Source organism: Streptomyces sp. NPDC050263, assembly GCF_040655955.1.
Classification (GTDB): Bacteria; Actinomycetota; Actinomycetes; order Streptomycetales; family Streptomycetaceae; genus Streptomyces.
In genome coordinates this window covers 80,298-95,591 of the sequence record NZ_JBFAKW010000010.1, presented here as the reverse complement: position 1 = coordinate 95,591, position 15,294 = coordinate 80,298, and the positions used below count along the sequence as shown (strand labels likewise).

Genomic DNA, 15,294 nt, shown 5'->3' with positions numbered 1-15,294 from the left:
TTTTCTGTCTTCGGTCCCGGCCCTTCCGGCCCGCTCGCGGCGACAGGAAGAACATTACATGACTGCCGCCGTCATGTGAAATCCGTTTGCCATACCCGTTGTGACCTGCGGAAACGGCTCCCAGGGGGCCTTGCGGAGGAGTGGCGGGAACGACGAAGCCCCGGTCGCTCGGACCGGGGCTTCGGTGATCGCGCGGAGGCGGAGGGATTTGAACCCTCGATGGGATTGAAGTCCCAAACCGCATTAGCAGTGCGGCGCCATAGACCGGACTAGGCGACGCCTCCAGCACAGCCACTCGCGTGTGTGCGAGTGGTGCGTGCAAGATGATGACACAGGCGAGCGTCGTGTCACCAATCGGCCTCCACGGTACTAGGCAGTCGGGGCGCAGGGCAAAGAACTTCTGCCGGCGCAACGTCGGCGGCGGCCCGGCGTTAGTCAGGTCATGTTCCAGGTCACCCCGCTTCGACGGCTCGCCGTCACCGTCTCCACCGCCTCCGCCGTCTGCGCCGCCGTGGTCGCCTCGTCGGGCCTCGGCCCCGTCGCGCACGCGGGGACAGCCGACGCCTTCACCGCCGTCGCGCCGCCGCCCGTCCGGGACGAGGACCGGGTCGTCGGCGATCACCTCACGGTCACCGTGCGGCACGGCGGCGGGCGGGTGGACGGGACGTTCGAGGTGTACTGCCACCCGGGCCGCGGCAGTCACCCGGACGTGGGGAGCGCCTGTCGGGCCGTGGACCGGAACACCCGGTGGGGCAGGGACGCCTTCGCGCCGGTGCCGGGCGGCGGGGTCTGCACGATGCGGTACGGCGGGCCGGCCACCGCCCATGTCACCGGGCGCTGGGCCGGACGGCCGGTCGACGCCACGTACGACCGCAGCAACGGCTGTGAGATCGAGCGGTGGGACCGGCTCGTGCCGCTGCTGCCCGATCTGCGGCCGGCCGCCGCCACCACCACCACCACCACCACCACCACCACCGCCGCCGCCCGCTGACGCATCCCCCGTACTCCCTGCCTCATCCCCCGCACTCCCTGCCTCATTCCCCACCTCCTGCGGATCCCTCTTCGGCGGCTCATGGCAGACGCACCGGTTCCGTAAAGGTCGGGCGCAGGTGTCGCGAAGTCGGTGAGGGGTCGGCGGGGCATGGGGGCAGGTTTCGGTGCAGGCCAGTGGGCGTGGGGGCGGGCGGGGACATACGTTCTGTGTCACTTCGTCGTGCGAGCTCCCTCTCATCCGGCTCCGTCGGCGGGACCCCAGCCCTTAGACTCCCTCGCGTGACACGTTGCGGGCCGGTCGGCAAGATGGCCTGAGCGGTCGGCAAGGTGCGGTAACAGGGAGGAAGCGACTCGTGAGCAGCAGGCCATCCCGAGGCGCTGCTCGCCTCGCAGCCATACTCGACGCGCTTCCCGACGCGTTGGTACTGGTCAACGCCAACGGGACCGTCGTCAACGCGAACACCATCGCGCTCGAGGCCTTCGAGACGCCGGGGACGGCCCTGGTCGGGCGGGGACTGCTCGATCTGCTGCCGCAGTTCGACTCCAAGCTCATCCCCGGGTCCATGCGGCGCCCCGATCACATGGACCCGCGCGGGCAGACCAAGCCGACGCGGATGGTCGCCCGGCGCACCGACGGGTCCGAGTTCCCCGTCGAGGTCACCAGCGCGAACCTGGAGAACGGCCAGCAGGCCTACGACGGCTACGGCTACACCTCCGCCTCCGACGAGCTGCTGATGCTGGTCGTGCGCGATCTCTCCGGCACCGTGGACACCGAGGCCGAGCTGGCTCGTTCGCAGCGCCAGACCGAGATGATCCTGCGGGCCGCGGCCGAGGGCGTCGTCGGCACCGACACCGACGGGCGGATCGTGCTCGTCAACCCGGCCGCCGCCCAGATACTGGGTTACCGGGCGAGCGATCTCGGCGGCAAGGAGCTGCACACCCTCGTCGTGCACTCGCGCGCCGACGGCTCGCCGTTCCCCTACGACGAGTCCCCGCTGGCCGACACGCTCCGCTCCGGGCGCAAGCACCGGGTGCGGGGGCAGGTGTTGTGGTCCAAGAGCGGGGACAAGGTCTCGGTCGACCTGACGACCGCCCCGGTGCGCGACGGCGACCAACTCGTCGGCGCCGTCATGACCTTCACCGACCGGCGCTCCTACGACGCCCTCGCCGAGGAGAAGGACGCCGTCGAGAAGCGGCACACGGCGGAGTTGGAGGCGCTCTCCGAGGAGCACGCCTCCGACCTCACCGCACTGCGCCAACAGCACGTCGCCGCGCTCGAGGAGCTACAGGAGCAGCACGAGGAGGAGCTCGCGGCCGGCGAGGAGCGGTACGCCGCGCTGGGCGAGCGGGAGAAGGACCGGTACGAGGCGCTCGCCGGGCGGCACGACCAGCTGCTCACGCTGCTCGGGGACTCCCTGCGCGGCCCGCTGGACGAGCTGCGCCGCGAGCTGGCCGCGCTCGCCGCCGACGACGCCGGTCAGCTCTGGCCCGAGGCCAACCAGGTGCTGCATCACCTGTCGGCCGGCTACTCCCGGATCACCACGCTCATCGACAACGTCCTCGGCTACCAGCGGCTCGACACCGGCATGGTGACCCTCGCCCGTACGAAGGTGATGCTCGACGCGGTCGTCGCCGCCGGTGTCGACGGCGCGGTGGAGCTCATCGGGCCGGGGCGGGTCCAGTTCGCCGTGCACGCGCCGCCCATCGAGGCGGAGGTCGACCCGCGGCTCCTCGCGACCGCGCTCGCGCATCTCGTGGCCGACGTCGCGGGCGTCGACGCCACCGGCAACGCGCCCGTCTCGGCGGGCGGTTACATGGACAACACGGTCGTCGTCGCGGCCGCGCAGCGCGGCGAGGTCGTGCGCATCGAGGTGCGCGGGCCCTACGCCGGCGGCGATCCCGTGCACGAGCCGATCGTGCGGGGGATCGTCCGGGCGCACGGGGGTGTGCTGCAGACGCACGAAGTGCCGGGCATGAGCGGCAGCGCGTACGTGCTCGAAGTGCCGTTGGGCGGTGGCGCGGGAGCCGTGCCGGCTCCGGCCGCGGCCGCCCTGCCCGCCCTCGCGGCCGGTACGGGCGCCGGTACGGGCGCGGTCTCGGAGGACGAGGCTGTCGGTGGGCGGCGACGGGCCCGACGGTCCTCCGTGGACGCCTTCCTGGAGAGCGACGGCCCCGGTCCGGAGGGCGGCGCCGAGGCGGAGGCCGTGGTTCCGACCGGGCGTCGGCGCAGGCGTGCCGGGGCTGCGGCGGTGGAGGAGGCGCCGGGCGAGGCGCCGCTTCCGGTGGCCGAGGTGGAGGGTGCGGGCGGCGCGGAGGGCTCCGGGCGGCGGCGTGGGCGGTCTGCCGAGGTCGCCGTCGCCGGTGCCATCGCCGGTGCTGTCGCGGGGGCCGACGCCGAGGTGAGCGAGGGGGCCGTCGTCACCGCCGCCGAGCACGCCGCGGGGACCGCCGCCTCGGGTACGGGGCTCGGCGGCACCGTTCCGCCGCAGGGCGTTCCGGCGCCGGGCGGACGACGGGCCCGACGCGAGCCGGACGGCCCTCAGCAGCCCCAGAACGCTTTGCCGCCCGCGCCGATGCCCGCGCTCACGAGCGCACCGGCCGAAGCCCCGGCCGCCGACGGGGACGCGGAGGCCGGCCAGCCGAGCGGGCGCCGTCGGCGTGCCCTCGCCGCCGCGAACGAGCGCGCCGCCGCGCAGGAGGCGGAGCCGCGTGCGGTGTTCGCCCTGCCGCCCGCCGAGGCGGACCGCGTGCCGGACCGCGTGCCGGAGGGCTCCGGCGGGACGAATGCGGCCGACCAGGCCCGTGCGGCGGGGCCGGTGCCGGCCGCGGGTCCCGTTCCGGTCCCGGTTCCGGTTCCGGTTCCGATGCCTGCTCCCGCTCCCGTTCCAGCCCCCGCTCCGATTCCGGCTCAGGCCCAGGCGCCCGTCACGGGGTCCGCCGAGGACTCCGCGATCGACCACGGACGTCACGACGCCGTCCCGCACGACCAGGCCGACGACCACACCCCGCCGCAACCGCACCCCACCAGCGCGCCGACGGGCCGCCGCCGACGGGCCGCCGCGCACCCCGCGGAGGCCGCGGAGGTCGTCGGTGTGCCCGGGCAGGGCGTTCCGGCCGTGGCCCAGGCCGCCGTCCCGGCGCAGGCGCAGGCGCAGGTCCAGGCGCAGCCCCAGCCCCAGCTTCAGCCGCAGCCGCAGCCCCAGGCCCAGCCTCAATTGCAGGCGCAGGCTCAGGCTCAGGAGGGTGTCGGGCAGCCGCTTCCGGCCGAAGCCGTGCCGAGTCCCGTCCAGAACACCCTCGCTCCCGCGCAGGCCCCCGCCGCCGCGCAGGCCGCGCCCGCCGTCCCGGCCGCGCCGACTCCCGGTGGTGGCACCCCGCTTCCGCCCGAGGCCGTCGTCGGGCCGCCGCGGGCGGCTCAGCCGTTGCCCGCCGAGGCGGCCGCCGCTGCCGCCCCCATGGACCCCCATTCGACGCAGGGGCGGGCGATCAGCGTGCGGACGCTGGGGCAGGGTGTGCCCTTCACCCGCCAGGCCGCGCAGGTGCAGCAGCTGCACCAGACACAGCAGGCCCAGCACACTCAGCACGGGCAGCCGACGCCGGTGCAGCAGGCCCAGGCCGGGCTGCCGTCGGCGCAGGCGACCGCCACCCCCGCCCCGCACGGCCCCGGTGGTTCCGGACGGCGCCGCAAGCTGGGGACCCCGCCCGATCCGGCGACGCGCCCGGAGCAGACGGCCCGTCCGCATCCGTCGGCCGAGCAGCCCGTCGTGCCGCCGCAGGTCCCGAGGGTCCCGCAGCCGCCGGCGGCTCAGCCGCCGGTCGCACCCGCCCCGCCCACCCCCACCCCCGCCGTGCCGCAGCCGTCCCTCGCCGGGCAGGTGCGGCTGATGCCCGGTGGCACGGGTACCGAGGGGGCCGGGCGGTCGTACGCCATAGGGGCCCCGGACGAGAACGCCGCCGAGGGGCCCGAGCCGCTGGACGGGCCCGGCGGGGCCGTCGAGGTGGCGGATCCGCCGCGGCCGCAGCCGCTGGACGACGAGTTGCCCCCGGAGCCGTTGGACAATCCGCGTCGGCTGTTGGTGTGGCCGGCGCCGGACGTCAGCACGCAGGCGGCGCTCAGCGACCGTGGCTACCGTCCGGTGATCGTGAACTCGCGCGAGGAGGTCGACGCGCAGATCGCCGCGTTCCCGGCCGCGCTGTTCGTGGACCCGCTGACCGGGCCGATCACCCGCACCGCGCTCCAGTCGCTGCGCACGGCCGCTGTCGCCGCCGAGGTGCCGGTGCTGGTCACGGCCGGGCTCGGGCAGGCGACGCGCGAGGCCGCGTACGGCGCCGACCCCGCCGTCCTGCTGAAGGCGCTCGCGCCGCGCGACACCGAGCAGCATCCGCCGCGGGTGCTGCTCATCGAGGAGCACGCCGAGATCGCGCTCGCGCTGACCTCGACGCTGGAGCGGCGCGGGATGCAGGTGGCGCGGGCGGCGAGCGACGCGGACGCCGTCACGCTCGCCGGGCAGCTGCGGCCGAACCTGGTGGTGATGGACCTGATGCAGGTGCACCGTCGGCAGTCCGGGATCCTGGACTGGCTGCGGGCGAACGGGCAGCTCAACCGCACCCCGCTGGTCGTCTACACGGCCGCCGTCGACCAGGCGGACCTGCCGCGGCTGGCGTCGGGGGAGACGGTGCTGTTCCTCGCCGAGCGGTCCACCAGCGCCGAGGTGCAGGGCAGGATCGTGGATCTGCTGGGCCGCATCGGCACCAACTGAGACACCGGCCTGCCACCGGCCTGCCACCGGCCTGCCAGTCGCCTTAGCAGGCGCCTTAGCAGGCGCCTTAGCAGGCGCCTTAGCAGGCGCCTAGCAGGCGACGATCCTGCGCACGGCCTCCTTGATGGAGTCGCGCAGGCGTTCGCGGTCGTCGGGCTCGGCGCCCACGACGATGCGGCGCATCTGCGGGACGACGGCGGCCCAGTTGGCCAGGGCGATGAGCAGGAAGAGCAGGTCGGCGGCCGGGATCGCGTCGGTGACGACGCCCCGGTCCTGGCCGTCCCGGATGACCGCGATCTTCTCTCGGTAGTGCTCCTGGCGCTCGGCCTCGTCGGGGAGCTCGGCGACGCCGTACTCCAGGCCCTCCCAGAAGAGCAGGCGCAGCACCTCGGGGTGCGTGACGTGGTAGTCCATCACGCCGTCGATCCAGCCCTCGACGTCGTCCGCGTCGACGGGGACGGCGACCGCGAGGTCGAGCATCGCCTTCGCCAGGACCCGGGTGAACAGCTCCGCCTTGTTGCCGAAGTAGGCGTAGATGAGCTGCTTGTTGGCCTTGGCCTCGGCGGCGATGCGGTCGACGCGGGCGCCCGCGACGCCGTAGCGGGCGAACTCGGCGACGGCCGCGTCGAAGATCCGGGCGCGGGTGGCCTCGGGATCCCTGGTGGTTGCCATGGGGACATGGTAGCCAGGACCACAACCAACTAGTTGGTTGACAAGGAATTCGCGCTCGCCGCAGACTGTTGCATCCACTGTTCCAACCAACCGGTTGGTTGTTAGAGTCGCCTCGAAGGAGCGCCTCCCCCATGCCGTCCGCAGACACCGCCACCACTCAGCAGCAGCCCGCCGCCCAGCAGCAGACACAGACACCGGCACAGAAACAAACACAGACACAGACACAGACACAGACACAGACACCGGCACCGGCACCGGCACCGACATCGCCCGCGGCCCGGGGCGGGAACAGCGGCAGGAGCCGGAGCGGCGACCTTCTCCTGGTCCTGATCGCCCTCTGCACCGCCGTCACCGCCGCCAACATCTACGTCGCGACCCCGCTGCTCCCCCTCATCGCCCGCGACTTCGGATCGGCGCCCTCGGCCGTGGCCTGGATCGCCTCGGTCGCCCAGTTCGGCTACGCGGCCGGCCTGCTTCTTTTCGCCCCGCTCGGCGACCGCGTGAACCGGCGTCGGCTCGTCGCCGTCCTCTCGCTCGTCACCGCGGCGGCCCTGCTGGCCGGGGCCGCGGCCGCCGACACCACCGCCCTCGCGGCCGCGGTGCTCGTCGCCTCCGCCGCGACCGTCGTCCCGCAGCTCCTCGTCCCGCTGGTCGCGGAGCGCGCGCCGGCCCACCGGCGCGCCCGGCAGGTGGCCGCCGTCGTCGCCGGACTGTTCACCGGCGTCGTCGCGGCCCGGGTCCTCGGCGGGCTCGCCGGGCAGACCTTCGGGTGGCGGGCGGTCTTCGTGGGAGCGGCCGTCCTCACCACGGCCCTGGGGCTGCTGACCGCGGCCGTGCTCCCCGCCGAAGACCGGCGCCCCCGCGAGGGCCGTCTCTTCGCCGGCCTCACGGCCATGCCGGGCCTGGTGCGGCGCTCGCCGGACCTGTGGCGGGCCTGCGTGCGGCAGGCCGGGATGTACGGTGCGTGGAGCGCGCTGTGGACCTCGCTGGCGCTGCTGCTGACCCAGTCGACGGACACGGGCGGGTCGTACGGCCTGTCGACCGCGACCGCCGGCCTCTTCGGCCTCTTCGGGCTGACCGCCAGCGTCGTCGCGCCCCTCGCGGGCGGCCTGGTGGACCGCTTCGGCGCGGCGAAGGCAGTCCGCAACGCCTACCTGCTGGCCGCCGTCTCGGTCCCGCTGTTCTGGCTGGGCGGGCAGGTGCTCGCGGCGCTCTTCGCGGCCGCGATCTTGATCCACGCGGCTCTGGTCGCCTCGCAGGTCGCCAACCAGACCCTCGCCCTGACCACGACCTCCACGCCGGCCACCGCCAACAGCGCCTACGTCGTCGCGGGCTTCGCAGGCGGCGCCACCGCCTCGGCGCTGGCCGCCCTCGCCTTCGCCCACTTCGGCTGGGGAGGGGTCGTCGCGGTGGCGGGCACCTGGCTGCTCCTGGGCTGGACCACGACGGCCGTACGACGACGGTGACGACCGCCCCCGACCTGGAGGCCAGGCAGGTGTCCGCCAGGCAGATGTACGCCGGACAGGTGTACGCCGGACAGGTGTACGCCGGACAGGTGCCGCGAGGTGACCTGCCCGGCGTACGGACCGGGGGAAGTGCGGGCCGGGGGGAAGTGCGGGCCGGGGGCCGGTCAGAGCTGGGTGACGTCCAGCTCGCCCTCGGCGTACCGCCTGCGCAGCACCTTCTTGTCGAACTTGCCGACGCTGGTCTTCGGGACCGCCTCGATGATCGTCCAGCGTTCCGGGAGCTGCCACTTGGCGATCCCGCCCTCTGCGGCGAGGAAGGCGCGCAGGGACTCGAAGTCGGCGGCCGTGCCCTCCTTGAGGACGACCGTGGCCAGCGGGCGCTCGCCCCACTTCTCGTCCGGGACGGCGACGACGGCGGCCTCGGCGACGGCCGGGTGGGACATCAGCGCGTTCTCCAGGTCCACCGACGAGATCCACTCGCCGCCGGACTTGATGACGTCCTTGGCGCGGTCGGTGAGGGTGAGGAAGCCGTCGGGGGAGATGGTGCCGACGTCGCCCGTCTTCAGCCAGCCGTCCTCGCTGAACTTGTCGGCGGGGCACAGAGGTTCGGCGTCGAAGCCGTTGTAGTAGGCGGCGGCGATCCAGTTGCCGCGGACCTCCAGTTCGCCGGCCGATTCGCCGTCCCAGGGGAGGCGTTCGCCGCCGGGGCCGACGAGGCGGCCCTCGACGCCGGCCGGGAAGCGGCCCTGCGTGAGGCGGTAGCCGAACTCCTCGTCGGTGCCGAGCGCATGGGCCGGCGGGCGGGCCATGGTGCCGATCGGGGAGGTCTCCGTCATGCCCCAGGCATGGCAGATCCGCATGCCGAGGTCGTCGAAGGCCCGCATGAGGGCGGGCGGACAGGCCGAGCCGCCGACGCTGACCTGGGTGAGCGAGGAGACGTCCCGCGGCCTGGCGGTGAGCTCGCCCAACAGGCCCTGCCAGATGGTGGGGACGGCCGCCGCGTGGGTCGGCTTCTCGCTCTCGATCATCTCGGCGAGCGGCGCGGGCTGCAGGAAGCGGTCCGGCATCAGCATGTTGATGCCGGTCATGAAGGTGGCGTGCGGGAGTCCCCAGGCGTTCACGTGGAACTGCGGGACGACGACGAGGGAGGTGTCCTGGTCGGTCAGCCCCATCGACTCGGCCATGTTGACCTGCATGGAGTGCAGGTAGATCGACCGGTGACTGTAGATGACGCCCTTGGGGTCGCCGGTGGTGCCGGAGGTGTAACACATGGCGGCGGCCGCGCGTTCGTCCAGCTCGGGCCAGTCGTAGGCGGTGGGCTTGCCGGCGATCAGGTCCTCGTACTCGTGGACCTGCGGGCGGACGTCCGCGAGGAGGGAGCGGTCGCCGGGGCCGGAGACGATCACGTGCTCGACCGTCTTGAGGTGCGGGAGCAGCGGGGCGAGCAGCGGCAGCAGGGAGCCGTTCGCTATGACGACCTTGTCGGCGGCGTGGTTGACGACCCACACCAGCTGCTCGGGGGGCAGCCGCAGGTTGAGGGTGTGCAGCACGGCGCCCATCGCGGGGATCGCGAAGTAGGCCTCGACGTGCTCGGCGTTGTTCCACATGAGCGTGGCCACGCGGTCGTCGCCGACTACCCCGAGGTCGTCGCGCAGGGCGTGCGCCAGTTGGGCGGCGCGGTCGCCGATCTCGGCGAAGGAGCGGCGCTGCGGCTCGCCCTCGCCTGTCCAGGTGGTCACCTGTGAGGTACCGTGGATCTTCGCCCCGTGGGTCAGGATCCTCGAGATCAGCAGTGGTACGTCCTGCATGGTGCTCAGCACGGCGTCCTCCCAGAGTGGCGACATCGCCTACGCGGTGGTAACGGTTGTGCTGATTCTGCGCACATACCGCACAGTATGTCACTAGGTGACGATGGTCGATCAGGTCACGTTAAAGCCCGGGTCAAAACACCACGTCGGCGCACCGGCCGCGCACCGGGTGCCGCCCTCTGCCGTCCGCCGTCTGCCGTCTGCCGTCTGCCCACCGTCCGCTTACCGGACGAGTACCAGCTCGGGGTCCTCGCGGAGCTTGCCCAGGGCCCTGGAGACCGCCGACTTCACCGTGCCGACCGAGACTCCGAGCACCTCGGCCGTCTGGGCCTCGCTGAGATCCTCGTAGTACCTGAGGACTACCATCGCCCGCTGCCGCGCGGGCAGCTTCGTGATCGCCCGCCACATCGCGTCGTGCAGCGCCTGCTGCTCGGCCGGGTCGTTCCCGTCCGGCGCCGGATCCGGCTCCGGCAGCTCGTCGCACATGTACTCGTCGACCTTGCGCTTGCGCCACTGCGACGTGCGGGTGTTCACCAGGGCCCGGCGGACATAGCCGTCGAGTGCCCGGTGGTCCTCTATCCGCTCCCAGGCGACGTACGTCTTGGCGAGGGCGGTCTGCAGCAGGTCCTCCGCGTCGCTCGGGTTCGCGGTCAGCGACCGGGCGGTGCGCAGCAGCACCGGCTGGCGGGCTCTGACGTACGACGCGAAGGACGGGTACGGCGCAGGCCGCGTCCTGCCGTTCGCGGCGCTGGTGCAGACGGGTGTGGTCATGGCTCCACGCTAGGTTCGGATCCCGCTCGGGCGGATCGGCCGCAGGTCCCGAAGACGACTCCCCCTCAGGTTGTAGGGGTGGTGCCTGCCCCACCTCCTGAAGGTGGACGAGAAAACGCCGACTACTACGGGATGACCCCTGGGGGCTCCTCCCCGCCCGGGCGTTTCATGGGTCGAGCGGTCCGTCGGCGGTCAGGATCAGGCCCGAGGTCGGAACCCCGGTGCCCGCCGTCACCAGGGTGCGGGCGGCGCCGGGTATCTGGTTCACGGACGTGCCGCGCAACTGCCGTACGGCTTCGGCGATGCCGTTCATCCCGTGCAGATAGGCCTCGCCGAGCTGGCCGCCGTGGGTGTTGAGCGGCAGCCGGTCCTCCGCCACGAAGGCCGCGGCCTCGCCGGGGGCGCAGAAGCCGAACTCCTCCAGCTGCATCAGCACGAACGGCGTGAAGTGGTCGTAGAGGATCCCCACGTCGATGTCGGCCGGCGCCAGCCCGGAGCCGCGCCACAGCTGGCGGGCGACCACGGACATCTCCGGCAGACCCGTCAGGTCGTCCCGGTAGAAGCTGGTCATCTGCTCCTGGGCCCGGCCGGCGCCCTGGGCGGCCGCGGCGACCACGGCAGCCGGCTGCGGCAGGTCGCGGGCCCGCTCCACCGAGGTGACGACCAGGGCCTGGCCGCCGTCCGTCTCCTGGCAGCAGTCGAGCAGCCGCAGCGGCTCCGCGATCCAGCGGGAGGCCGCGTGATCGGCGAGGGTGATCGGCCGGCCGTGGAAGTAGGCGGCCGGGTTGCCCGCCGCGTGCCGACGGGCCGTGACGGCGACCGGCCCGAACGCGTCCTGCGCGGTCAGCCCGTACGTGTACAGGTACCGCTGCGCCGCCATCGCGACCCAGGATGCGGGGGTGAGCAGCCCGAACGGCAGCGTCCAGCCGAGCGCCGTCCCCTCCGCCGAGGGCTCGCGATGCCGCACGCCCGAGCCGAACCGGCGTCCCGACCTCTCGTTGAAGGCGCGATAGCAGACGACGACCTCCGCCACACCGGTCGCGACCGCGAGCGCCGCCTGCTGGACCGTCGCGCAGGCCGCCCCGCCCCCGTAGTGGACCCGGGAGAAGAAGGACAGCTCGCCCATTCCGCAGGCCTGGGCCACGGTGATCTCGGGGCTGGTGTCCATCGTGAAGGTCACGAGGCCGTCCACGTCGGCGGGGGTGAGGCCCGCGTCGGCGAGGGCCGCCCGCACCGCCTCCGCCGCCAGCCGCAGTTCGCTGCGCCCCGAGTCCTTGGAGAACTCGGTGGCGCCGATGCCGACGATCGCGGCCCTGCCGCCGAGGTCGTCCCGTGCGCGTACGCTCACGCCGGGCCTCCGTCCTGGACCGTGACCGTCACCGTGCCGATGCCGTGCCGTTCGCCCTTCGCCCTCGCCTCCGCGCCCCACCCCGGCACGGTGAACGTCACCGTGCCGCTGACATGTCGGCCGATGCCGTTGTCGCCGGTGATGCGCACCACGAACGTGTCCCCGTCCCGGACTTCCTCGACCGTGCCCCTCAACACCAGGCTGTCCCCCGGGTAGTTGGGCGCTCCCAACCGGATGGCGACCTTGCGGAACACCACCTGCGGACCGAACCGGTCGGTGATGTAGCGGCCGACCAGCCCGTTGGTGGTGAGGATGTTCATGAAGATGTCGGGGGACCCCTTCCGCCGGGCCGCCTCGGGGTCGTGGTGGACGTCCTGGAAGTCGCGCGAGGCGAGAGCCCCGGCCACGATCAGCGTGCGGGTGACCTCGATCTCCAGCGGCGGCAGCACGTCACCGGCGTTCACCCGGTCACCTCCTGGGACACCTGGTGAAACACGGGCAGCGTCAACTCGTCGTCGTACTCCCTGAATTCGAGCCGCACCGGCATCCCGATCCGCACCTTGTCGTACGGCGTCCCGACCACGTTGCTGACCATCCGCACGCCCTCGGCCAGCTCGACCAGAGAGATCGCGTACGGCGGATCGAACGCCGGGAACGGCGGATGGTGCAGGACGACGTACGAGAACACGGTCCCCTCGCCGCACGCCTCGACGGTGTCCCACTCCGGAGACCCGCAGGACTGACACCCGGGCAGCCAGGGGAAGCGGAGGACGGCACAGGCGGCGCAGCGCTGGAGCAGCAGCCGGTGCTCGCGCACGCCCTCCCAGAAACCGGCGTTGTCGCGATTGACGACGGGCCGGGGGCGGAGGGCGGGAGGCTCCTCGGATTTCCGCGAACGGTCGCGGTCGCGGGTGGGGGCACGGTCGCGGGTGGAGGCACGGTCGCGGGTGGAGGCGGGGGCGTACTTGAGGATGCGGAAGCGGTGCGTGCCGACGAGACTCTCGCCGACGCGTACGTCCGTCCGGGTCGTGACGAAGTACCCGGTGCCCAGCTTGGTCGTCTTGCGCCGCGAGACCGACTCGATCACCGTGTCGAAGGCGACCTCGTCCCCGGGCCGCAGCGGGCGCGCGTACTCCTGCTCGCAGTCGGTGGCGACGACCGAGGTGCAGCCCGCGTCGTCGAGCAGGCCGAGCAGTTCGTCGTAGGCCTGCGCGCGCCCTTCGTGACCGCTCAGTCCGCCCATGATCCACGCCTGGAGCATGGTGGGCGGGGCGATCGCGGCGGGACCGGTGTACGCGGGGTTGCCGTCGCCCATCGCCTCGCACCAGTGCCGGATCATGGGCGTGTTGACGGGGTCCCGGCCGGCGCCGGCGACCGCGGCGGGCAGCCCCTCGTAGGCCTTGAGCAGCGGGTGGAGATCGTCGTCGTCCACGAGGGCGCTCCTTCCAGGACCGGACCGGTGGGACGGGAGAAGATTTCTGACTGTCCGTCAGATAAGGTCCGTCAGACAGGGAGCCCCTGTCAAGGTCGCCGTCACCGCAGGCACAAGCCGGCGGGATGCGGCGAGGCCCGGCGGGGCGGGGAGGGGCGGGGAGGGGCGATGCGCAACGCGGCGGGGTGGGGTGGGGTGGGGCGCGGGCCGCGAGCAGCGGGCGGCAGGCGGCAGGCCGCGAGCAGCGGGCGGCAGGCGGCAGGCCGCGAGCAGCGGGCGGCAGGCCGCGAGCAGCGGGCGGCAAGCCGCAAGCCGCGAGCCGCGAGCAGCAAGCCGCAAAAGCGTCTGCGCGGCGGAGCCGGAGCCCCGCCGCGCAGACGCGTTACCACCCCACAAAGCACACCCAGCACGGCACTCCCCGAGGGGGCCGGCCCCGAGCGCCGGCCCCCTCAGATCACCACCACAGCGGGGTGAAGGAGACCGCCACGTTGCTGTTGCCCTGGTTGATCGCGGTGAACGCCGAGCCGTTGACCTGCGCGGTGTTGCTCTGGTTCGAGGCGCCCGATCCGACGGCGTTCTGCTGCGTCGTGGCCGAGTTGCCGTTGTTGTCGTCCCCGACACCGCTGCCGACGATGCTCGCGACGCCGGCATTCGATCCGTCGTCCGCGAATCCGCCGTTGTCCGCCACCGCGACGCCACTGAAGAGGGCGGCTGCCAGCGGAAGGGCGGCGACGGCGGCGATGACGCGGGCGGTACGGATGCTTGCCATGTTGCTCCTCCAGAAAGGAAGTACGTGAGTACCCGAAGTACATGAAGTACGGCTTCCACCAGGACAGTTGGCCGACCGTCCCGGCGCTGTGTGACGACGTCGCATGACCAGAGTTGCCCACCGAATCCCCGGCGAACCACCCTGCAAGCCGTGATTAGCACTCAAGCGTGATGACAAGTCGATAAACCCCTAGCGCCACTTTTCCTTACCTTGTCGCCACAACCCCCGGCAAGTCGGACACCTGCCCCCCGGGCCCCACAAGAGACGAAGCGTTACGGCACTCGCCCGCCGCTCCCCGGATCGGCCGACCGCCCCCCGGGCGCGTCGCACCGCACCCTCTTCCCTTACTCGAACACACGTACGATACTGATTCCATGGCCACCACCGACCGGTACCCCCGGCAGGCCACCACGTCGGCCCTCGCCCACGCCCTGTCGGCCGCCGAACGCGGCCTGGCCGTCATCCCCCTGTCCCGAACGAAGCTCCCGGCCCTGCGCTCCCCGCACCGCGACGCCCCGGGACCCGCCCCGGGCCCGCCCTGCCACGGCGAGTGCGGCCGCTCCGGCCACGGCGTGTACGACGCCTCCACCGACCCGGCCCGCATCCGCGCGCTGTTCGCCGCCGCGCCCTGGGCCACCGGCTACGGCATCGCCTGCGGCCTGCCCCCGCACCACCTCATCGGCATCGACCTGGACACGAAGTCGGACACGGACTCCACCTCCGCCCTGCGCGAACTGGCCCTGCGCCACCTCTTCACGATCCCGCCGACGGTCGTCGTCCGCACCCCGTCCGGCGGCCGGCACCTCTGGCTCACCGGCCCACCGGACGTCGTCGTCCCCAACTCGGCGAGCCGTCTCGCCCCCGGCATCGACATCCGGGGCGCCGGCGGCTACCTGGTCGGCCCCGGCTCCCGCACCGCCCGCGGCGTCTACGCCACCGCCCCCGGCACGACCCACCTCACCCCGGCCCCCTGCCCACGCTCCCTCCTACGCCTGCTGCTCCCGCCCCCGCGCGCGCCCCACGCCGGCCAGGCACAGGCATCGACGGCGGGCGGCGCACACGGCATAGGCCTGGTCCAGTTCGTCCTGGCCGCCCACGAGGGCCAACGCAACACCCGCCTGTTCTGGGCGGCTTGCCGGGCCTACGAGGACGGCATCGGTCCCGAACTCACCGAGGACCTGGTATCCGCGGCCGTACGAACGGGCCTGACGGCCAGAGAGGCAAGGGGGACGATCGCCTCGGCGGCCCGGATGACGACACACTGAGCGACGAGTA

The 15,294-nt window shown here is 73.0% G+C and carries 11 protein-coding genes and 1 tRNA gene; 4 read left to right on the top strand and 8 right to left on the bottom strand.

Going from position 1 to position 15,294, the window contains the following annotated elements:
- Window positions 1–193 precede the first annotated feature (193 nt).
- Window positions 194–284 (bottom strand) — tRNA-Ser (locus tag AB0J04_RS07065).
- A 158-nt stretch (window positions 285–442) separates the two neighbouring features.
- Here AB0J04_RS07065 and AB0J04_RS07060 point away from each other — a divergent pair.
- Both AB0J04_RS07060 and AB0J04_RS07055 read left to right on the top strand, forming a co-directional pair.
- A complete protein-coding gene (locus AB0J04_RS07060) occupies window positions 443–991 on the top strand; it encodes an SSI family serine proteinase inhibitor (RefSeq protein ID WP_363167334.1) in 549 nt (182 codons plus the stop codon).
- A 355-nt stretch (window positions 992–1,346) separates the two neighbouring features.
- The gene (locus AB0J04_RS07055) at window positions 1,347–5,753 is read left to right on the top strand and encodes a PAS domain-containing protein (protein ID WP_363167333.1); all 4,407 of its coding nucleotides are present in this window, start codon (window positions 1,347–1,349) and stop codon (window positions 5,751–5,753) included.
- A 90-nt stretch (window positions 5,754–5,843) separates the two neighbouring features.
- Here the strand turns inward: AB0J04_RS07055 and AB0J04_RS07050 are convergent, their stop codons facing one another.
- The gene (locus tag AB0J04_RS07050; protein ID WP_363167332.1) at window positions 5,844–6,425 is read right to left on the bottom strand and encodes a TetR family transcriptional regulator; all 582 of its coding nucleotides are present in this window, start codon (window positions 6,423–6,425) and stop codon (window positions 5,844–5,846) included.
- A 131-nt stretch (window positions 6,426–6,556) separates the two neighbouring features.
- On the opposite strand from AB0J04_RS07050, the gene AB0J04_RS07045 reads away from it, so the two are divergent.
- Entirely contained in the window at window positions 6,557–7,891 is a 1,335-nt protein-coding gene (locus AB0J04_RS07045; protein WP_363167331.1) for an MFS transporter, read from the top strand.
- Window positions 7,892–8,055: 164 nt separating this feature from the next.
- On the opposite strand, the gene AB0J04_RS07040 is transcribed toward AB0J04_RS07045, so the two are convergent.
- From AB0J04_RS07040 to AB0J04_RS07015, 6 genes are all read right to left on the bottom strand, one after another.
- A complete protein-coding gene (locus AB0J04_RS07040) occupies window positions 8,056–9,711 on the bottom strand; it encodes a long-chain fatty acid--CoA ligase (RefSeq protein WP_363167375.1) in 1,656 nt (551 codons plus the stop codon).
- Between the two features lie 210 nt (window positions 9,712–9,921).
- Window positions 9,922–10,470 carry a SigE family RNA polymerase sigma factor gene (locus AB0J04_RS07035; protein WP_363167330.1) on the bottom strand — a complete coding sequence of 183 codons (549 nt, stop codon included), beginning with the start codon at window positions 10,468–10,470 and terminating at the stop codon, window positions 9,922–9,924.
- A 166-nt stretch (window positions 10,471–10,636) separates the two neighbouring features.
- Complete coding sequence (locus AB0J04_RS07030; protein WP_363167329.1) at window positions 10,637–11,818, bottom strand: lipid-transfer protein; 1,182 nt, start codon at window positions 11,816–11,818, stop codon at window positions 10,637–10,639.
- Window positions 11,815–12,282, bottom strand: a complete 468-nt coding sequence (locus AB0J04_RS07025; protein WP_363167328.1) for a MaoC/PaaZ C-terminal domain-containing protein — start codon at window positions 12,280–12,282, stop codon at window positions 11,815–11,817. The genes AB0J04_RS07030 and AB0J04_RS07025 overlap by 4 nt, the downstream gene beginning before the upstream one ends.
- Window positions 12,279–13,250, bottom strand: coding sequence for a bifunctional MaoC family dehydratase N-terminal/OB-fold nucleic acid binding domain-containing protein (locus tag AB0J04_RS07020; RefSeq protein ID WP_363167327.1), 972 nt, complete (start codon window positions 13,248–13,250; stop codon window positions 12,279–12,281). The genes AB0J04_RS07025 and AB0J04_RS07020 overlap by 4 nt, the downstream gene beginning before the upstream one ends.
- A 454-nt stretch (window positions 13,251–13,704) precedes the next feature.
- Entirely contained in the window at window positions 13,705–14,019 is a 315-nt protein-coding gene (locus AB0J04_RS07015) for a hypothetical protein (protein WP_358802186.1), read from the bottom strand.
- 374 nt (window positions 14,020–14,393) lie between these two features.
- Between AB0J04_RS07015 and AB0J04_RS07010 the strand changes: the two genes are divergently transcribed.
- Window positions 14,394–15,284 (top strand): bifunctional DNA primase/polymerase, encoded by an 891-nt coding sequence (locus AB0J04_RS07010; protein ID WP_363167326.1) that lies wholly within the window; start codon window positions 14,394–14,396, stop codon window positions 15,282–15,284.
- Window positions 15,285–15,294 lie beyond the last annotated feature (10 nt).